This is a genomic window from Rhodococcus sp. NPDC047139 (genome assembly GCF_040643435.1).
Lineage (GTDB): Bacteria > Actinomycetota > Actinomycetes > Mycobacteriales > Mycobacteriaceae > Rhodococcus.
This window is the reverse complement of the sequence record NZ_JBEYUH010000001.1, coordinates 140,457-160,200: the sequence shown is the minus strand read 5'-3', so window position 1 is coordinate 160,200 and position 19,744 is coordinate 140,457. Positions and strand designations below refer to the sequence as shown.

At 65.2% G+C, this 19,744-nt stretch carries 15 protein-coding genes; 8 read left to right on the top strand and 7 right to left on the bottom strand.

Annotated elements, in window-relative coordinates:
- Positions 1–11 precede the first annotated feature (11 nt).
- Positions 12–1,583 (bottom strand): ABC transporter substrate-binding protein, encoded by a 1,572-nt coding sequence (locus ABZ789_RS00750; RefSeq protein ID WP_358417492.1) that lies wholly within the window; start codon positions 1,581–1,583, stop codon positions 12–14.
- Between the two features lie 48 nt (positions 1,584–1,631).
- Positions 1,632–3,200, bottom strand: a complete 1,569-nt coding sequence (locus ABZ789_RS00745) for an ABC transporter substrate-binding protein (RefSeq protein ID WP_358417489.1) — start codon at positions 3,198–3,200, stop codon at positions 1,632–1,634.
- A 273-nt stretch (positions 3,201–3,473) separates the two neighbouring features.
- On the opposite strand from ABZ789_RS00745, the gene ABZ789_RS00740 reads away from it, so the two are divergent.
- Genes ABZ789_RS00740 through ABZ789_RS00730 form a run of 3 tightly spaced genes read left to right on the top strand, consistent with a single transcriptional unit; the run spans position 3,474 to position 7,400 of the window.
- On the top strand, positions 3,474–4,457 hold the full coding sequence (locus tag ABZ789_RS00740) for an MDR family oxidoreductase (RefSeq protein WP_358417486.1): 984 nt from the start codon (positions 3,474–3,476) through the stop codon (positions 4,455–4,457).
- 12 nt (positions 4,458–4,469) lie between these two features.
- Positions 4,470–5,666 (top strand): MaoC family dehydratase N-terminal domain-containing protein, encoded by a 1,197-nt coding sequence (locus ABZ789_RS00735; RefSeq protein WP_358417483.1) that lies wholly within the window; start codon positions 4,470–4,472, stop codon positions 5,664–5,666.
- Between the two features lie 27 nt (positions 5,667–5,693).
- Positions 5,694–7,400 (top strand): class I adenylate-forming enzyme family protein, encoded by a 1,707-nt coding sequence (locus ABZ789_RS00730; protein ID WP_358417480.1) that lies wholly within the window; start codon positions 5,694–5,696, stop codon positions 7,398–7,400.
- Positions 7,401–7,480: 80 nt separating this feature from the next.
- Here the strand turns inward: ABZ789_RS00730 and ABZ789_RS00725 are convergent, their stop codons facing one another.
- Genes ABZ789_RS00725 through ABZ789_RS00705 form a run of 5 tightly spaced genes read right to left on the bottom strand, consistent with a single transcriptional unit; the run spans position 7,481 to position 12,681 of the window.
- Positions 7,481–8,575 carry an acyl-CoA dehydrogenase family protein gene (locus ABZ789_RS00725; RefSeq protein WP_358417477.1) on the bottom strand — a complete coding sequence of 365 codons (1,095 nt, stop codon included), beginning with the start codon at positions 8,573–8,575 and terminating at the stop codon, positions 7,481–7,483.
- On the bottom strand, positions 8,572–9,768 hold the full coding sequence (locus ABZ789_RS00720; RefSeq protein ID WP_358417474.1) for an acyl-CoA dehydrogenase family protein: 1,197 nt from the start codon (positions 9,766–9,768) through the stop codon (positions 8,572–8,574). Before ABZ789_RS00720 ends, ABZ789_RS00725 begins: the two co-directional genes overlap by 4 nt.
- The gene (locus ABZ789_RS00715; protein WP_358417471.1) at positions 9,765–10,562 is read right to left on the bottom strand and encodes an enoyl-CoA hydratase/isomerase family protein; all 798 of its coding nucleotides are present in this window, start codon (positions 10,560–10,562) and stop codon (positions 9,765–9,767) included. Before ABZ789_RS00715 ends, ABZ789_RS00720 begins: the two co-directional genes overlap by 4 nt.
- Positions 10,559–11,512, bottom strand: a complete 954-nt coding sequence (locus tag ABZ789_RS00710; protein ID WP_358417468.1) for an acyl-CoA dehydrogenase family protein — start codon at positions 11,510–11,512, stop codon at positions 10,559–10,561. The genes ABZ789_RS00715 and ABZ789_RS00710 overlap by 4 nt, the downstream gene beginning before the upstream one ends.
- On the bottom strand, positions 11,509–12,681 hold the full coding sequence (locus ABZ789_RS00705; protein ID WP_358417466.1) for an acyl-CoA dehydrogenase family protein: 1,173 nt from the start codon (positions 12,679–12,681) through the stop codon (positions 11,509–11,511). Before ABZ789_RS00705 ends, ABZ789_RS00710 begins: the two co-directional genes overlap by 4 nt.
- 119 nt (positions 12,682–12,800) lie before the next feature.
- Between ABZ789_RS00705 and ABZ789_RS00700 the strand changes: the two genes are divergently transcribed.
- The 5 genes from ABZ789_RS00700 to ABZ789_RS00680 all read left to right on the top strand — a co-directional run bounded on the left by ABZ789_RS00700 (position 12,801) and on the right by ABZ789_RS00680 (position 19,706).
- The gene (locus ABZ789_RS00700; RefSeq protein ID WP_358417463.1) at positions 12,801–13,604 is read left to right on the top strand and encodes a GntR family transcriptional regulator; all 804 of its coding nucleotides are present in this window, start codon (positions 12,801–12,803) and stop codon (positions 13,602–13,604) included.
- A 388-nt stretch (positions 13,605–13,992) separates the two neighbouring features.
- On the top strand, positions 13,993–15,582 hold the full coding sequence (locus ABZ789_RS00695) for an SMP-30/gluconolactonase/LRE family protein (protein ID WP_358417460.1): 1,590 nt from the start codon (positions 13,993–13,995) through the stop codon (positions 15,580–15,582).
- A 7-nt stretch (positions 15,583–15,589) separates the two neighbouring features.
- Entirely contained in the window at positions 15,590–16,435 is an 846-nt protein-coding gene (locus ABZ789_RS00690) for an SDR family oxidoreductase (RefSeq protein WP_358417457.1), read from the top strand.
- A gap of 28 nt (positions 16,436–16,463) precedes the next feature.
- Positions 16,464–17,846, top strand: coding sequence for an aromatic ring-hydroxylating dioxygenase subunit alpha (locus ABZ789_RS00685; protein ID WP_358417454.1), 1,383 nt, complete (start codon positions 16,464–16,466; stop codon positions 17,844–17,846).
- A gap of 33 nt (positions 17,847–17,879) precedes the next feature.
- Positions 17,880–19,706, top strand: coding sequence for an NAD(P)/FAD-dependent oxidoreductase (locus tag ABZ789_RS00680; protein WP_358417452.1), 1,827 nt, complete (start codon positions 17,880–17,882; stop codon positions 19,704–19,706).
- The last annotated feature ends 38 nt before the right edge of the window (positions 19,707–19,744 follow it).

Genomic DNA, 19,744 nt, shown 5'->3' with positions numbered 1-19,744 from the left:
TTCACGGAGGTCTACTCGTCGATCCACGCACGATCGAGGTAGACACCCGCGCCGCCGAGCGTGCCGGTGAGGACGAGGTCCTTCACGTAGCCCTGGGTGAAGATGTAGCCGGTCTGATATCGCCAGTTCCGCAGCGGTCCGTCTTTCGAGATCTCCCCGTTGACCACCCGGTAGGCGTCGGCGACCGCATCCGGATCGTTCGATGTGCGGCTCACCTCCAGGGCCTCGTCGACCTTGGGGTTCGCGTACCGTGTCGTGTTGTTCGTCCCGGCCGAGTGGAAGGTCTCGTAGAGCGCGTCCATGTGCTGTGACAGCGTCGCGCCGAGAGCGAGTTGGTAGTCGCCGGAGCGTTGAACACCTTGGAGGGTGGCGTAATCCATTGCGTCGATCTCCATGCGCAATCCGTCGATCGCCTGCACCTGTGACTGCAGGATCTGGGCGACCTGTTCGAGTGCGGGCAGACCCGCGAACGTGCTCAGGCGCAGTGTGAGGTCGGATTTCCCGGTACGTTCGAGGTACTCGTCGAACAACTTCTGGGCGCCTTCGAGATCCTTGGCCGGGAATGTTCCGAGGCTGTCGTCGCGGTAAGGGCTTTCGGAGAACAGGAATGCGTCCACCGGTCCGTCACCCGGGTACACGGCACTGTTGATCTGGGCGCTGTCGAAGGTCTTCAGCACGGCGAGGCGCAGCTGTGGGTCCCGCAGGTCGGGGTCCTCGAAGTTGAAGTTCAGTCCGGTCCCACCGACGAGAGGGAGCGCGTGGACGGTGAAGCCCTCGGCCTCGACCGCCCGGGCATCCTTGGAGAGCAGAGACCAGTTGACATCGATCTCTCGGGACCGCAAAGCGTTGAGTCTTTGATCGTCCTGGCCGATCACCTTCAGTACGAAACTGTCGAGGTACGGCGCACCTTCGTCCCAGTACTCCGGATTGGCCACGAATCTGGCCTCGGAGTTGCGAGTCCATTTCTCGAGGAGGAACGGGCCGGCGCCGATCGGGGCATTGCCGAAGTCGGCGCCGAGTTGTGCAATGGCGGTAGGTGACCCGATCATCCCCATGCCTTGCGCAAGCGCCCAAGGAAGCTGGAAGTTCGGTTCCTCCGCGACCACCTCGACCGTGAGGGGATCGACCACCCTCCAGGTCAGTGGCGCCGCGATCCGGGCGGAGGGAGAGAGATTCGCGGGATCCTTGACTCGGTCCCAGTTGAATACGACGGCGGCGGCGTCGAACGGTGTGCCGTCGCTGAAGCGCACACCCTCGCGCAGCGTCAGCGTCCAGGTGATCCCGTCCTCCGAGTCGAACGACGACGCCATCGCAGGTACGAACTGTTCGTCCTCGGTGTCGAAGCGGAGCAGGGTCCCGAACACGGGCGCACACCGGTCGAACGCATGGGTTGCACACCAGACCGGATCCATCGTCTGCCCTTCGACGTTGACGGCCATCACCAGTTCGCCGCCGCGCACCGGGGTATCCGACCCGGCCCCTTGGTTTCCGGAGGTTCCGCCACTACCGCAACCGGCGGCCACCATGACCGATGCGACGGCCACCAGCAACGGACGTGGCATCTTTCGCCAGCTCACTGTCACTCTGTTACTCCTGTCGTAGTTTCTGCGCCGGTGCGATAGCGACGGGGACTAGTCGGTGACCCAGATTTCCTCGGGCAACGGCGACCCGAGGGCGTACACCTCGACACCCTGCACGTTCTGTCCCCACACGACGCCCGGGACGGCGCGGTAGTACCAGAGGCCCGGGTTGAGTTCGACGAGGCGGTTCTGGACCGTTTCGTACGCCGCCCTACGTTCGTCGACGGTCACACCGACGCGGCCGGCGTCCAGCGCTGCGCTGAGTTCCGCGTCGTCGATGCCCACCGTGTTACCGGACGAGTCCTTGTGGAAGGCGAGCCACAGCGCAGTGTCGGGATCCTGGATCACGGCCGAGGAGATGAGCATGTCGAAATCTCGTGCGGCGGTCCGGGCTGTCGCCTGGGCGTAGTCGACGACGTCCAGTTTCATCTCGACGTTCTGGAAGGCGCTCAGTTGCGCCTGCAGTGCCTCACCGAGTGTCCGGCTCTCCGTCGTCGGGTAGGACAGGTACGTGAACGACACGGGCTTGCCCTCGGCGGCCAGTTCGTCGAAGAGTTTCTGAGCAGCGGCAGGGTCGGTCGCCTTGAGCGGGATGTCACTGAAGAACTGCGAGTTCTCCTCGAAGAGCGTCCCGGGGATCTGACCCTCGTCGTTGTAGACGGCGGTGTTGATCGCGTCGAGGTCCACGGCGAGGGACACCGCTCGGCGCGCACGTGCGTCGTCGAAGGGAGCACGTGCGAAATTCATACCGGCGAACTGCCCGCCACCCGTCGGCACGACATCGATGTTCAGCCCTGCGGCCTCGACCTTCTTCAGACTTGCCCAGTTCGTTTCGGAGGCCAGATCTGCCGCACCTGTGGTCATGGCGTTCACGCGCTGATTCGTGTCGCTCACAGTCCGGATGGTGAGCGTGTCCAGATACGGCTTCGGCGCATCCCAGTAATCAGGATTCTTGGTCAGCTCGATCGCGTCCTGGCGCGCCCAGGAGGCAAGGGTGAACGGTCCCGCACCGACGGGGTTCGCATCGAATTCGCCCGGCCCCTTCGCCAATGCGGCCGGAGACGCGATCCAGTTCAGCGAACTCCCCACGATGGACTGCGCGTAATGCGGATTGGGGGATCTCATCGTGACCTTCAGAGTGGTCGGGTCTTCGACCCGGGTCTCGGCAATCTGGCCGGCGAACCGCCCGGACGTCGATCCGAGGGCGGGATCGACAAGGCGATCCCAGTTGTACTTGACGGCAGCAGCATCGAGCGGGGTGCCGTCCGTGAACACGAGGTCGGGCCGGAGCTTCAGCGTGAACGTGGCCCCACCGTCGGTGGTAGAGAAATCGGTGGCCATCTTGTACTCGATGTCGAGCGATTCGACATCGTTGATCATCAATGTCCCGTACAGCGCGTTGCCGAGGGTGGGCTGGAAAGCCCAATAGTTGGTCAGCGCGGCGGGGTCGAGCGAACGGGGTTCACCGGTCTGCAGGACGGTGAGAGAACCGCCCGCGACCGGATCACCGGTCTCGGCGGAGGCGCCCGTGCCGGAATTCGCCTCGCCGCACGAGCTGAGCAGTAGCACCGCGGCGCACGCCGCGGCAACCGCGGGCAGAAAACGTCTGGGTCGGAACATGGTGACCTCTCGGTGGAGACAGAACAGCGGGATGAGACACGACGCGCACTCGGTTCGGCGAGTAGGAAACACAGGCGGTTTCAGCGGGTTCCGGCTTTCGCAGCCCAGAGCGACTTCACACTCGAACGCGAGACATCGTGACGACGATCACAGCGAGTATCACCGGCAACACCAGAACATGCAAGTATTGCCATCCTTGTAATGATTGAAGTACGGTGCGGCTGAGTGGAACGTCCGCACAACGGGGCGGACCGAGAAAGGAATTCCCTAGAGATGTTTTCGGCACTGATGATCGAGAAGGGCGACGCCGGACAAGAGGTGTCGCTGAAGACCATCGAGGACAGCGACCTCCCCGACGGCGACGTCACCGTCGACGTGGAATACTCCACGCTGAATTTCAAGGACGCACTGGCGATCACCGGCAAGTCGCCGGTGGTCCGCAAGTTCCCCATGGTTCCCGGAATCGACCTCGCGGGCGTCGTCACCGAAAGCAACCACGCGGAGTGGTCGCCGGGCGACCGGGTCGTCCTCAACGGCTGGGGCGTCGGCGAAACCCATTGGGGCGGATTGGCCCAGCGCGCACGGCTGAACGGAGACTGGCTCGTGCCGCTGCCCGCCGAATTCACCGCGCGGCAAGCGATGGCAATCGGCACAGCCGGATACACCGCAAGCCTGTGCGTGGACGCCCTCCTGGACTTCGGCGTGACTCCGGATCAGGGCGAGGTTCTCGTCACCGGCGCGACCGGCGGTGTCGGCAGCGTCGCGATCGCGCTGCTGACCAAGGCCGGATTCACCGTGGCGGCCGCGACCGGCAAGACGTCCGAGGCCGAATACCTCCAGCAACTCGGCGCATCCACCGTCGTCGACCGCGCGGACCTTTCCGGGCCCGGCAAACCGATGCAGAAGGAACGCTGGGCGGCCGTCGTCGACACCGCCGGCAGCCACACCCTCGCGAACGCGTGTGCGCAGACACGCTACGGCGGTGCTGTGGCCGCGTGCGGGCTGGCTCAGGGTATGGATTTCCCGGCGTCGGTGGCGCCCTTCATCCTGCGAGGTGTGTCCCTGCTCGGGATCGACAGCGTCATGGCACCACGAGAGCGCCGTGTCACCGCGTGGGCTCGCCTGTCCCGCGATCTCGATCCGGCCGCGCTCGACGCCATCGCCCGGGAAGTGTCGCTGAGAGAAGCGATCACCGCCGCAGACGAACTCATGAACGGCACGGTGCGCGGGCGCATCGTCGTCGACGTCAATCGATAAAGGGGAGCGCAGATGAGCAAGAAATCCTCAACGCCGGAAACTGTAGAACTGGACCTGTCCGACGTCGAGCACCGCGTGGGCAAGCCGGTCGGCGGCGGACAACTCTGGGATCCGTGCAGCACGTCCGACATACGGCGTTGGGCCATGGCCATGGACAACCCCAATCCCCTGCACTGGAACGAGACCTTCGCGCGTGAGTCCAAGTTCGGAGGCCTGGTCGCCCCCCAGTCCATTGCGGTGGCCCTCGACTTCGGGCACGGCGCCGCACCCGCGTGCGTCGGCTACATCCCGAACAGCCACCTGATCTTCGGGGGCGAGGAATGGTGGTTCTACGGAGTCCCGGTGCGTCCCGGAGACAAACTGTTCCAGGAGCGCCGATTCCACGACTACAAAGTCACGGAGACCAAGTTCGCGGGACCCACGATGTTCTCGCGTGGTGACACCACGCATACGAATCAGCACGGCGCCCTTGTCGCCCGTGAGCGTTCCACCGCGATTCGCTATCTCTCGGCCGAAGCCACCAAGCGTGGCATGTACGAGAACCAGCTCGGCGAGGTCAAGAAGTGGACGAACGACGAACTCCTCGAGATCGAGGCATTGCGTCACGAATGGTTGCTGTCCAACTGGTCGGGCACATCGCCGCACTTCGACGAGGTCAAGGTCGGCGACACTCTCCCCCGTCGCGTGATCGGACCCCACAGCATCGCGACGTTCACCACGGAATACCGCGCGTTCCTCTTCAATATCTGGGGAACCTTCGAGTGGGTGGCGCCCGAGGGTGTCGAGGATCCGTGGATCAACCAGGACCCGGGCTGGGTCGAAGGATTCGGCTTCGACGAAGAAGGCGCCATGATCGATCCGCGCAAGCGGGACGGCCTGTATGTGGGCCCCTCGCGCGGGCACATCGACGCCGAGAAGGCCGGTGAGGTCGGCATGGCCAGGGCATACGGCTACGGCGCCACGATGGGTGCGTGGTGCACCGACTTCCTGGCCAACTGGGCCGGGCACGACGGCATGGTTCGCCACATCAAGTCCGACTTCCGCGGACCGGCATTCGAAGGCGACGTGACGTACTTCGACGCCGAGGTTGTCGGCAAGGAAACCGACACCACATGGGGTGTCCCCCTCGTGCAGATCAAGCTGCGCCTGACCAATCAGGACGGCAACGTGCTCGTCTCCTCCACCGCCGAGGTCGAGTTGCCGCTCTAGCGGCAGCACGGAGAACAGGAAGTCATCATGAGCACTGATACGACCGCAGAAGTGGTGGACTCCATTTCCGTCGTCTCGGGACCTCCGCTGAGTGAAGAGCCGGGGCTGGGCAGCCTTACGCTGCCCGGCTTCCTGCGCGAGGTGACCGAGCTGTACCGGGACCGCGAAGCGCTCGTCATGCACGGAGCCGACGGTGTCACCCGCTGGACCTACGCCGAACTGTGGGAACGTGCGATCGAGGTGGCACGAGCGCTGCGCGGAATCGGGCTCGCGAAGGACGGCCGCGTCGGCGTGCTGATGACGAACCGGCCCGAATGGATCACAGCGGTCTTCGGCACCTCCTTGGCGGGAGGCGTCGCCGTCACGCTGAGCACCTTCTCGACCCCGGCCGAGCTCGATTACATGCTCGAAACCTCCGGAGTCTCCGTCCTGTTGTTCGAGCGCACCGTGCTCAAGACGGATTTCGCTGCCGCCCTGGCCGGCCTGGAACCGCAGCTCGGCACCACCACGTCCGGAGTGGTGCAGTCGGCGAAGTACCCGTTCCTACGCTACGTCGCAATGATCGGCACACCGGACGAAGTCGCGTCCGTGCCGTCGTGGGACGAATTCCTGGCACATGGGCAGTCGCAGCCGCGAGCACTGGTGGAGGCCTCTGCGGCGGGTGTGCGACCCAGCGATGTCGCCGTGCTGTTCTTCTCCTCGGGTTCGACGAGCAAACCGAAGGGGATCCTCAGCGCCCACCGCGGTGTGAGTATCCAGATGTGGCGCTTCCGTCGCATGTACGGCTTCGCGCCCGAACACGACATCCGGTGCTGGACGGCCAACGGCTACTTCTGGTCGGGCAACTTCGCAATGGCGCTGGGTAACACCCTCGCCAGTGGCGGGTGCCTGGTGCTGCAACCGACCTTCGATCCCGTGGAAGCCCTCGAACTCATCGAGAAGGAGCGGGTGAACTTTCCGTTCGCCTGGCCGCATCAATGGGCACAACTCGTGGGCGCACCCAACTGGGAAAGGGCGGATCTGAGCAGTCTGCTCTATGTCGATTTCAACACCCCGGTGGCGCGGCATCCCACGGTGACGGCGCAGTGGTACGAGCCGAGCCACGCGTACGGAAACACCGAAACGTTCACGATCAGCGCGTGTTATCCCGCCAACACACCGTCCGAGATCGCTGCCGGAAGTAGTGGTGAGCCGCTGCCCGGCGTAACCATCGAGATCGTCGATCCGCTGACCGGCACAGTCCTGCCACGCGGCGAACGGGGCGAGATCTGCGTCAAGGGCCCGACCCTGATGCTCGGATATGTAGGAATCCCCCTCAGTGAGACGCTCGACGAATCGGGGTTCTTCCACACCGGGGACGGCGGCTACGTCGATGCTGCCGGCCGCTTGTTCTGGGAAGGCCGGCTCACCGACATCATCAAGACCGGTGGCGCGAATGTGTCGCCGCTCGAGGTGGACGAGGCACTCATCGCCCATCCAGGAGTGAAGGTCGCCCGCACCGTCGGGGTTCCGCACGACACGCTCGGCGAGGTCGTCGTCTCATGCATCGTGGCGCACGCCGACACGGATCTCGATGTCGACGGAATCCGGTCGTACCTGCGGGAGCGACTCGCGAGCTACAAGGTTCCGCGCGAGGTGCTGTTCTTCGACGAGGGTGAGATCAGCCTCACCGGCAGCGCGAAGATCAAGTCGAGCGAGATTCGCGACCTGGCTGTCGCGCGTCTTCAGGTGTGATGCTCCGGTCGTGACGACAGAACGAAAGGATCGCCCCGCACGAGATCGACTCGTGCGGGGCGATCCTTTTCGGGAGACCGTCAGTCCCGGAATGCAGTCCGGTACCGCTCCGCCACGCGGGCGCGGTGCAGCGCGGGTGAGCCGAAAAGCGAACGGTTGAGCGTGGCCCGCTTGAGATACACGTGGATACCGCTCTCCCACGTGTAGCCCATACCACCGTGCAATTGCATTGCCTTGCCGGATATCTCGACTGCCGCGGAACACGCGTACGATTTGGCCATCGATGCCGCGACCGGCGCGTCCGCATCCCCGCTCGCGATGCCGCGCACGGCAGCGTCGACGAGCCTGCGCGCGACCGTCACCTGAACGAGCATGTCGGCGCACGCGTGCTTGACCGCCTGGAAAGAGCCGATCTTGCGGCCGAACTGCTCCCGCGCGCCGACGTAGGCGACGGTGGCATCGAGCATCGCCTCGCTCAGCCCCAGACTGTCGCATGCCACCGCCACTGCGGCACGGGCGTGCAGAAATCCGATCGCCTCCCCGGAGTCGCCGCGGAATCGCCACACCGACTCCGGTTGCACGCGTAACCCTGCCGCGAGGACTGAACCGAAACTGCGGGTCGCATCGATCACCGGTTGTTCGGTGACCACCATGCCGGGAGTCTTCGGTCCCACATCGACGATCACCGTCGTTCCGTCGGGTTCCTCGGCCGGCACGAGGATCCGGTCCGCTCCGGGCGCCCCGAGAACGAAGGGCGCAGTACCGTCGAGGACTGCGCCGCCCGGCACGTGTTCGAGACGGAAGGGCGTCCGGCCCGTCGGCTCCCCTGCGACGGCGAGGACCGGAACACACGTCCCCGAGACGATGTCACGAAGCAGCCGGTCGCGATCCGGGCACGACTCGAGCATGCCGAGTGCCCCCAGTGCGAGTACGGCGACCGCCGGGTACCGGCCGGGCGCGGCCGCGCGGCCGATCTCCCGAAGCACCACCGCAACTTCCGCGAAAGTTGCATCGGCACCGTCGAACTCCCCCGGGACCTCGAATCCGAGCCAACCGGAGCCGACGACGGTTTCCCACGCCGGGCCATGGTGACTTCCCGGTCGCCCGAGGATGTCCCGGACGACCGCGCGCATGTCGTCGTGGAACTCGGAAAGGTCGGTGAGCGAATCCGTCATCGATCGCCTCTCGGTTCGTAGGGCAGGCCCAGGCCGCGTTCGCCGATGATGGTGCGCTGGATTTCACTGGCCCCGCCCGGGATCGTCCACTCCCACGATCCGACGAAATCGAGTACCCATGCACCGGATTCCCACCCGCTCGACGCGGGTTTCCGAAGCTGGGCGTGGGCCGGGAGACCGGCGAGCTCGGTGGCGAAGCCGGTCATGCGCTGGAGCAATTCGCTGTAGTAGAGCTTGACGATCGACGCGTCGGCGGGGCCGGGCCGATCGTCCGCGACGAACTCGGCGCACATCGCGCGCAGTCCGGTGAGCTCGATCTCGAACTGGGCCAACCGGTCGGCGACCAGAGAATCGTCGAGCGGTATCGCCCCACCCGGGCCGGGCCGGGCGCACAACTCGACGAGCCACCGGAATCCGGCGTTGCCCAGCCGCTCTGCGAGTTCGAGCATGGTCATCCCGCGTTCGGCGCCGAGCGTTTCCTGGGCAACCCGCCAGCCTTCGTTCTCAGGACCGACGAGGTCCGTCGCCGGAACGATGACGTCGTCGAGGAAGATCTCACAGAAGTGCGATTCTCCGGTCGCCTGCCGGATGGGGCGTACCTCTATCCCGGGTGTCCTCATGTCCATGAGGAAGTACGAGATGCCACGTCGTTGCGGGGCACCGGGATCGGTGCGGGCGAGCAGGAGGCACCGATCGGCGTGCATCGCCCCGCTCGCCCACAGCTTCTGCCCGTTGACGACGTAGACATCGCCGTCCTTGCGGGCGCTCGTCGTGAGCGCAGCCAAGTCGGATCCGGCGCCCGGCTCGGAGAATCCCTGGCACCAGATCTCTCCGTCGAGGATTGCGGGCAGATGACGTTCCCGCTGCTCGTCGGTGCCCGCCACCAGCAACGTCGACGCGGCGTGATGTATCGATACGAAGGGCAGGACCAGGCGAGGCGCGTCGTGAGCGGCCAATTCCTGGTACAGCACGACCTGTTCGGCGACCGGCATCCCTCCGCCCCATTCCTTCGGCCAGTGCGGTACCGCATAGCCTGCCTCGCGCAGCGTCCGGAACCATTCCTTCTGGAATCGGACGAACTCCTCGTCCGGGACGCCGGTCTGTGCCCGGCGCCAGTCGCGCGGAACGTGGTCGCGGCACCACTTGCGGACCGTCGCCCGGAACTCCGCGAGCGTAGGGGTCGCAGATCTCATCGCGCCGATTCCTTCTGCCTCGGCGCATTCTTCCGGAGCGCGGTCAGCCGATCCCGATGCTCGGCCGACTGCATGGTCGCGACCTCGGCTGCGAAGCCGGCCTGCATCGGACCGCCGAGCGCTTGGGACAGGTACATGTTGACCACTCGCTTCGTGTCCCGCAATGCCTGCGCGGGTTGAGCGGCGAGCCTGCCGGCGAGGCGGTGCGCCTCGGGCAACAGATCCTCGGGCGCGGTGACGCGGGTGGCGAGGCCGAGTTCGACTGCCGTGCTCGCCGAGATCCTGTCTCCGGTGTAGAGGTACTCACGCGACCGCATGATCGGGGTGAGCAGGGGCCAGAAGGCGGCGCCACCGTCGCCTGCGACGAGACCCACCGCCACATGCGGATCTGCCAGGTATGCCTTCTCCGACATGAGGACGATGTCGCAGAGCACGGCGACACTGCAGCCGAGTCCGACTGCCGGCCCGTTGACCGCGGCTATCACCGGGAGCGGAAAGCGCAGCATCTCGTCGATGATCTCGGCGCCCTCACGAATACTCTCGTCACGTCCGACCGGATCGTCGAGGAACGATGTGATCCAGTCCAGGTCGCCGCCCGCACTGAATGCGCGGCCCGCGCCGGTGAGAATCACCACCGCGGCGTCGGTGTCGGCAGCCAATTGCCGCCACACGGTCGCGAGCGCCCGATGCAGATTCTTGTCGACCGCGTTCAGTTCGTCGGGGCGGTCGATCTCGACGAGCCGGATCGGGCCGTCGCAGGTCACCTTCAGTGCGTCCGGGAACTCGTATCTCATCGCGATTCCTTCTCCGGAGAGTCACCGAACAGTCCCGTCAGTCCACGCCGCCCGATCCGTCGTGTCAGCGCATCGAGTGTCCCCGACAGCCCCCACGGGGTCCGTCGTAGAGGCAAGCTGTACCGGGAGATCCAGGAGAGCGTCGTCTCGTCGCAGAACCCGCTCGCGCCGTGCAGTTGATGCGCGACGCGGAAGACTTTCTGCGCAGCTTCGACGGCCGCCAGGCGCAGCGCGAGCGCGTCGTCCACTGCTTCGTCGTTGCCGGCCTGAACACTCCACAGTGCGTACTTCGCGAGTACCTCCAGTCCGGTGCGTTCGACCTCCGCGTCGGTGAGCTGGAACTGGACACCCTGGAGCGTCGCAAGCGGCGCTCCGAACTGTTCACGGAGGAGAACGTGCGAGCGCGTCAATTCCATCGCCCGATCGAGCATTCCCAGCAGGGTCCAGCATGGCAGGGTAATTGCGAGCGCAAGGTCCGTGGCGCCGTTGTCGTCGACGGGATGCAGGTCGAGTTGCGCGACGAATGACGACGTTCTCGGCGCGAGGCTCGGTGGCCGGGCCACCGCGATACTGCGCCGCCCATCCAGCGAGACTGCGGCCCAACGAAGGTCGAGACATGCGACGGGTGCCTGGGGGTCGGAGTCCGCCACCACGAGCAGTCCGTCGACCTCGAGATCGGCAGGACGCGCCACTCGCTCCGCGACCGGATAGGGCACCGCCCAGTAGCCCACGCTGCGGCAAAGTGCCGCGGATGCCTCGAGTTCGTCGGCGTTGCCGCGTGGATCGAGGTCCCACGCACCCAACTCTCCCAGAAGGGGTGCGACAATCGTCCGGCGACGGTCGGGGTCGTTCTCGATCGCCAGGGCGAGGTCGTCACCTCCGGCGGCTTCCAGCGCCCGGACGACTTCGCGCCCGTAGTCGGTTGCTTCCGTGCTCAATTCCGTGTTCATGACGCCGCCAGAAGGGCTCGGGCCAGCAGGATCCGCTGCATCTCGATGCTTCCCGATGCCACGGTGGCTGCTTGCGAATACCGCCAGTGATCTTCGACCGCACGCCGGAACCACTCGACGGTGTCGTCGTCGAACCGGTCCGCACCGGCTGCGGTCGGTGTTGCGTAGGCAGCAATCTCGGTCAGCACCTCGGCGCTGTCCTGATCGAGCGTGGTCACGGCGATCCGATATGCCGCGGCGTCGCCCGGCTGCACGTCGCCGGTGCTTTGCAGGGACACCACCCGGTAGGCCAGAAGCCTGGCCCGGCGGCAATGGGTGAGCATCCGTGCCCAGCGTGCTTTCAGTTCCTCCGGTACGTCGTCCCAGCGGTCGCCGAGAATCGACGGTGCCGTCTGCAGGAGACGTTCGCATCGGGCGTACCGGGCGATGCCCACACGCTCGTAGGCGAGCACCTCCTGCACGACCTTCCATCCTTCGTCCACATTGCCGAGAACGTCGGCGTCGGTGACGCGGAGGTCGTCGAAGAACACTTCGTTGAGATGGTGCGGCCCGAGCATGGCGCGAATGGGGCGGACCTCGATTGCGGGATCCGACATCGGCACAAGGAATACCGTGAGGCCTTGCTGTTTACGTGCGCCCGTCGATGTTCTGGCCAACAGGAAGCACCACTGCGCCATCGTGGCGTAGGACGTCCATATCTTCTGGCCCGAGATGATCCAGCCGTCGCCGTCACGGCGGGCTGCGGTCCGCAACGAGGCGAGGTCCGATCCGGATCCTGGTTCACTGAATCCCTGGCACCAGATCACCTCGCCGCGCGCGATGGGCGGCAGATGTGCGCGCTGCTGGTCGGGGGTTCCGTGGCGCATGATGGTCGGACCCACCCAGTTCACGCCCATGTACTGTGCGCCTCTGGGCTCGTGGTGTGCCCACATCTCTTCGCGGACCACCGTCTGCTCCCAGATCGACGCCCCGCGCCCACCGAACTCTTCGGGCCACGCCATGCACAGCAGGTCACGGTCGGCAAGGAGCCGGCAGAACTCCTGTGCCGTTTCGAGATCGGCAGGGTCGTCCGTGAACGCCCCGAGAAAGCCCGAGGGGACGTGCTCATGTACCAGCCGGCGTAGCTCACTCCGGAGTTCCGGGGCCGCCCCACCCATCGTGAAGTCCATGTCCGGACATTACGACAATCCTAACAAGGATAGCAATGCTTGCGAGAATTAACCTCGTAATACTTGGTAGAAAAGACTGCTGTCGCTAGACTGACGCCCATGCATGGAAGGCGTTTTTCGTGACGAGCCCGCGGCGCGGCCGAGTACCCCAACGCCGCATCGCCGAGACCGTTGCCGCCGAATTGCGCGATCACATCCTGTCCGACGACAACTACCGCTTGCCGACTCAAGACCAGTTGGTCAAGGATTTCGGTGTCAGCTATCCCTCGATCCGGGAAGCACTTCGCATTCTGGAAACCGAAGGGCTCGTCACGGTGCGCCGAGGCAACGTCGGCGGGGCCGAAGTGCATCGGCCCGACGAGTTCTCGGCCGCCTACCACCTCGGCCTCTCACTCCAGGGCGCTCGCGTCACCCTGCGCGACCTCGCGGCCGGCCTGCAGATGCTCGAACCGATGTGCGCCGCCGAGTGTGCGCGGCGTGAGGATCGCCTCGAGGTGGTCGTCCCAGTCCTCGAGGCCGCCATCGAGGGTTCCGAGCGCGTCGTCGGCGACGGCGTCGCATTCACCCAGACCGCCCGCGAATTCCACGATCTCGTCGTCTCCTTCACGCCGAACGTCACGATCCGCTATGCCGTGAGCAGTTACGTCGCCCTGTGGTCCGCCCAGGAGGAGGCATGGGCAGAGGCCTTGACCCGGCGCGGCGAGTATCCCGCCGAAGCGGACGCCCACGAAGCCGTCAGAGCCCACCAGCGGATCCTCACGGAAATCGCCGCCGGTCGTGCCGACGAGGCCGAAAGACTCGCTCGTATCCACCTCGCCGCAACCCAGACCCTCGTCCTCGAACGTTTCGGCGACAGCGTGGTCAATGCATCGGCTGCACTGGCCCGCAATTCCATTCGCTCCGGCCGGGGTTCACGAATGTAAGCGCTCTTCGCCATCCGCCGGGACATCCCACCCGGCACGAAACCGAACGGCCGGGCCCCTGCGTTTCGACGCGGTGCCCGGCCGTTCGGTTTCGCAAGCGCCCCGGATCCACCGAGATCCCCCGTCTCGACTCCGACCTCACTGATGAGAATTCGATTCTCATCAGACCTCACGCATCTCACGCCTATCCTTACAAGGATAATAATACTTGTAACGCTCTCGCGTTCGTGGTTAACTGCAAAACATAGCCGAGAGTGGCTTGCGTCACTATTCTCTACGCGGTTTTCCCACTACGCCCGACTCGACGGGCCACTCTCGCGCTCCACAGCGGAAGAACCATGTTCTCGATTCAGCGAGAACAAAGTTCTCTAACAGGAGGAGACCCACCTTGACGCAAGGGTCGCGCTACACAGGTTCACCGGCCAGCCTCGCGGAAGGGTGGAGTCTCGAGAGGATCACCCCTCCCAGCAGACTGTTCGGCGCCAACGGAATTCGCGCCGGTGCAGACGGACGTATCTACGTCGCCCAGGTGGCCGGCAGCCAGATCAGCGCCTTCGACCCCGCCACCGGGGACATCGAGACGATCAGCGCCATGGGCAGCGCCATCACCGCGCCCGACGACCTGGCCTTCCACCCGGATGGCGAGCTCTACATCACCGAGTACTACGACGGCCGCGTCAGCGTGCGCGGCACCGACGGGTCCACTCGCTTGCTGCGCGACGACCTCCCCGGTGCGAACGGCATCACGTTCCACCAGGGCCGGCTGTTCGTCGACGAGTGCCGCCCCGACGGCCGCCTGATGGAGATCGACCTCAACGGCGGAGCACCGAAAGTCCTGGCGGAAGGGCTCCAGCTTCCCAATGCTCTCGAAGTCGGTCCGGACGGCAAGCTGTACTACCCGATGCTCGGCACCAACGACATCTGGCGTATCGATCCCGACGGTGGTGAACCCGAGCGTGTAGCCGGCGACCTCGGCGTGCCCGTCGCGCTGAAGTTCGACGCCGAGGGCTTCATCATCTCGCCCCAGGTCGCATCGGGGCAGGTGCTGCGCATCAACCCCCGCAACGGTGAGAGCACCGTGATCGCCGACATCGGCTCGGGCCTGGACAATCTCACCTTCGTCGGCGACCGCCTGTTCGTGTCGAGCTTCACCGGGCAGATCACCGAGGTGCTCGGGGGCGGCGAGACGAAGACCGCCCTGGCCGACGGCCTGACCTGGCCGCTGGACCTGACGGTGGGATCGGACGGCACGCTGTTCGTCGCAGACGGAACCTTCCTGCTCGCACTCGGCTCGGACGGCGAACTGCACACCGCAGGAATGCTCTTCCACCCCGGCTGGCCCGGGTACATCCGCGGCGTGACGGCCGTCGGGGACGGCGAATTCATCGTCGCCGGCGACACTCACGTCTCCCGTTACCGTCCCTCCACTGCCGAGAGCGAGACGCTGTTCGGCGGACTCTCCCAGGCCTACGGCGTGGCGGTCTCCGGAAGCGGAACCGTGGCGGTCGCCGACCTCGGCACCGGCAAGGTGCACACCGTTCGATCCGGACAGTCCGAAGTGGTCGCGTCCGGACTTCAGGACCCGACGGGCGTGGCATTCACCGCGGACGGAAGCCTTCTCGTCTCCGAAGCCGGGGCGGGACGCGTCGTCTCCGTCACGAGCGGTGGCGTCGACACGCTCGTCGACGGGCTCGAACGACCGCAGGGCATCCTCGTTCGCGACGGAAAGCTCTACATCGTCGACGCCGGGTCGAAGCAGTTGATCAGTGTGGACCTGGAGACCAAGGCTCAGCAGATCATCGCCCGGCACCTGCCGGTCGGCGCGCCCGAGGGCGTGACGCCCAAACCCCTCAAGGGCATCGTTCCGTTCGCCGGCCCTCAGGGACCGTTCGCCGGAATCGCCGCCGGCCCCGACGGAACGCTGTACGTCTCCGCCGACGCCGAGGGCAGCATCCTCGCGATCCGTGAACAGAGGTGAGCACACGATGAACAACAACTTCCTCGATCTCGGTGGGCGCACGATCATCGTGTCCGGGGCCGCGGGCGGCGGCATCGGCACCTCGGTGAGCAGAATGATCGCCCAGGCCGGTGCGACGGTTGTCGCGGTGAGCCGTTCCGAGGAGAACCTCGGTAAACACATCGAACCCCTAGCGGCCGAGGGACTTTCAGTGATTCCGGTCGCAGCCGATGCGTCCACCGATGAGGGGATCGCCGCAGCCCTGAAGGCAGCCCGCCATACCGGCAGCGAACTGTACGGACTGGTCAACGTCGCCGGCGGCGCCGCACCTACGACGTGGATGCCGGCAACCCGTGTCACGCGGGAGGATTGGCGAGCCCTGTTCACCCAGAACCTCGAGACGATGTTCTTCATGAGCCAGGCGGTGGCAGCCGAACTGAAGTCACGGTCACTGCCCGGATCGATCGTCTCCATCTCGTCGATCAGTGGTATGAACACGGCACCGTTCCACGTCGGATACGGCACGGCCAAGGCTGCCCTCGTTGCGGCGACACGCACGATGGCCGTCGAACTCGCTACAGACAGCATCCGCGTGAATGCCATTGCACCCGGGGTCACCGCGACCCCCGCGTCCGGTACCTATGTCGACGAAGACCTCGAGCGTGACCGTCGCGCCATCGCCATGGGCCGCCGCGGCACACCCGAGGAGCAAGCAGGGGCGATCCTCTTCTTGTTGTCCGACCTGTCGAGCTACATCACGGGACAGACGATCCTCGTGGACGGCGGACTGAACCTCAAGTGGACCCACATGGGCGCCGACCACACCTCCCTGTTCCTCAAGGACGAGACCTTCCGCGCCGCCATCACTCGCTGACACAGCACGGTTTCAGAGGAGAGTTTCCATGACCGACACCGTCGACAACATCGAAAACACTGCTAGCGCGTCCCCCGAACCACTTTCGACTCCGCTCACGATCGGCGTGGAGGCCTACACCTCTCGCGAATACGCACGCGCCGAGGGCGACAAGCTCTGGGCGAAGGTCTGGCAACAGGTCGGCCGCGTCGAAGAACTCGCCAAGGTCGGGGATTTCCTGACCTACGAGATTCTCGACGACTCGATCATCGTCGTCCGTACCTCTCCCGAGACGATCCGCGCGTATCACAACGTCTGTTCGCACCGCGGGCGCCGGCTCGTCGACACCCCGGCCGGCGCGCGCGAAGCGCGTGGGTGCGCAAAGCAATTCGTGTGCGGATTCCATGGCTGGAGGTACGACCTCGACGGCAACAACACCTTTGCGCCGGAACGGGACGACTGGCAGGACAGCCTGACAGCCGAGCGGTCCCGCCTCGTGGACGTCAAGGTCGACACCTGGGGCGGCTGGATCTGGATCAACATGGATCCGGATTCCGAACCCCTACGGGACTACCTGGAGCCGGCGGCTTCCCTGCTCGACCACTTCCAGCTCGAGAACATGCGGTACCGCTGGCGGAAGTGGCTGGTCTTCGACTGCAACTGGAAGGTCGCACTCGAAGCCTTCATGGAGACCTACCACGTGCCGTACACCCACCCGGAGTTCATGAACTTCGGCAACTTTCTCGGGTGGTCGCGAGCACAGGGCAAGCACAGCAACATCGGTTACGACGCGCCGAAGGGCATGGAGGAGAACCAGGCGAAGCTCCGGGTCGGAAACGGTCCGGACGCACGCAAAGCCACCATCCAGTTGCAGAACTTCACGTGGGAGAACGCGAACACCAACACCACCCGCACACTCGTCGACGCCGCACAGCGGCTGATCGACGAACTGCCCGAAGGCACGCCCCCCGACCAGGTGCTGCGCCACTGGCTCGATTCGGCCCGCCGCGACGACGAAGCGCGCGGCGTGGTGTGGCCGACCGTCCCGCCCGAGGTGGTCGCCCAGAGCGGCACCGCCTGGCAGATCTTCCCGAACTTCCAGATCGGGCATGCCCTCAACAACATGCTCTGCTACAGCGCCCGCCCCTACGGGGACGATCCCGACAAGTGCATCTTCGAAGCCGCTGTCTACGAACTCTTCCCCGCCGGACAGGAACCCGAGACCGAGTGGGAGTACACGCCGGCGGACGACCCGGGCTGGCGCACCGTCCTGCCCCAGGACTTCCACAACATGGCAGCCGTGCAGAAGGGTATGAAGACCCGCGGATTCTCCGGGCCCAAGCCCAATCCGTACCGCGAACGCAGCGTCGTCAATCTCCACCACAATCTCGCCACCTACATGGGTACGGGCGCTCCGCGCGACCTCGCGTGAGCCCGAATCCCGCCCCTAGCCGAGGACCTTCGCATGCAGAACTGTGCCCCCACCCAGACGCCCGACGTCGACATCCCCACTCTCAGAGACAAGTACCTCGCGGAACGCGACAAGCGACTCCGCCCCGAGGGCCAGAAACAGTACCTCGAAGCCGACCACGAGTTCTCGGAGTTCTACGAGGGCGACCCGCACATGCCGGTAGTACCGCGGGAACCGATCGACGACGACATGGAAGTGGTGATCCTCGGCGGTGGCTTCTGCGGTCTCATCGCCGCACATCGACTCCAGCAGGCAGGTGTCACCGACTTTCGGATCGTGGAACTCGGCGGTGACTTCGGGGGCGTCTGGTACTGGAACCGCTACCCCGGCATCCAGATCGATTCGGATGCATACTGCTATCTCCCCCTCCTCGAGGAAACCGGCTACATGCCGAAGGAGAAGTACTCGAAGGGAGACGAATGCTTCGAACACGCCCAGCGCATCGGTAAGCACTTCGGCTTGTACGACAACGCGATCTTCCACACATTGATCCGCTCTCTCGAATGGGACGAGGAGATCAACCGCTGGCAGATCCGCACGAATCGGGGCGACGAGATCCGCGCTCGCTTCGTCGTCATGGCGCAGGGGCCCTACAACCGCCCGAAACTTCCGGGCATTCCCGGCATCACCGATTTCAAGGGGCACACCTTCCACACCGCCCGCTGGGATTACGACTACACCGGTGGCGACCTGCACGGCGGGCTCGACAAACTCGCCGACAAGAGGGTCGCCATCATCGGCACGGGCTCGAGCGGCGTTCAGGTGATCCCGCACCTGGCGCGCGGCGCGAAACACCTGACCGTCTTTCAGCGGACCCCCTCCTACATCTTCGAACGGGCCAACTTCCCCACGGACCCCGAATGGGTGGAAAGCCTCGAACCGGGCTGGCGGGCGGCGCGGCAACGAAACTTCCACAATGCCGCTTTCGCCTTCTACAACCCGGGCGAGCCCGACCTCATCTGTGACGGATGGACCGAGGTCGCCCGCAACATGGCCGCCAAGCTCAACGAAACCGACGGCTGGGCAGCGTTGGCGGATCCGGCGAAGTTCATGGAACTGAAGGAGATCGAGGATTACCGGGCGATGGAACGCCTCCGTCGCCGGGTGGACGAGATCGTCGAAGATCCCGAGACGGCAGAGAAACTGAAGCCGTACTACCGCAACATGTGCAAGCGCCCGGTGTTCAACGACGAATACCTGCCGACCTTCAACCGCCCCAACGTCACCCTGGTCGACGTCTCGGCGACCAAAGGCGTCGAACGCATTACCGAGCGGGGCATCATCGTCGACGGTGTAGAGCACGAGTTCGACTGCATCGTGTTCGCCAGCGGATTCGAGATCACCACCGCGCTCGAGCGCCAGTTCGATATCACGCCGTTCGCCGGCCGCGAAGGAAGCTCCCTCTACGACCACTGGGGTAAGGGATTCCGCACTCTGCACGGCATCATGGCGCACGGATTCCCGAACCACTTCGCCACCGGCTTCGTGCAGGGGGGTGTCACCGCATCGACGACCCTGATGTTCGAACAGCAGGCCGACCACATCGCCTACATCATCAAGGAAGCGCAGGCTCGTGGAGCCACCCTGGTCGAGCCCACCGCCGAGGCCGAGGAGAACTGGGTCCGGACGATCCGGATGTACTCGGTGGACAACAGCACCTTCACGACGGAATGCACCCCCGGTTACTACAACAGCGAAGGGGAGCCGAACGGTCGCTCGTTCCTCGGCGATCCCTTCTGGGGCGGATTCTACGAACTCACCGAACTCCTCGAAAACTGGCGCAGTACAGGACAACTGGAGGGGCTGGTGCTCGAGAAGTGACACACGCACCCTATCCTCACATCGCGACGGCACGAGGA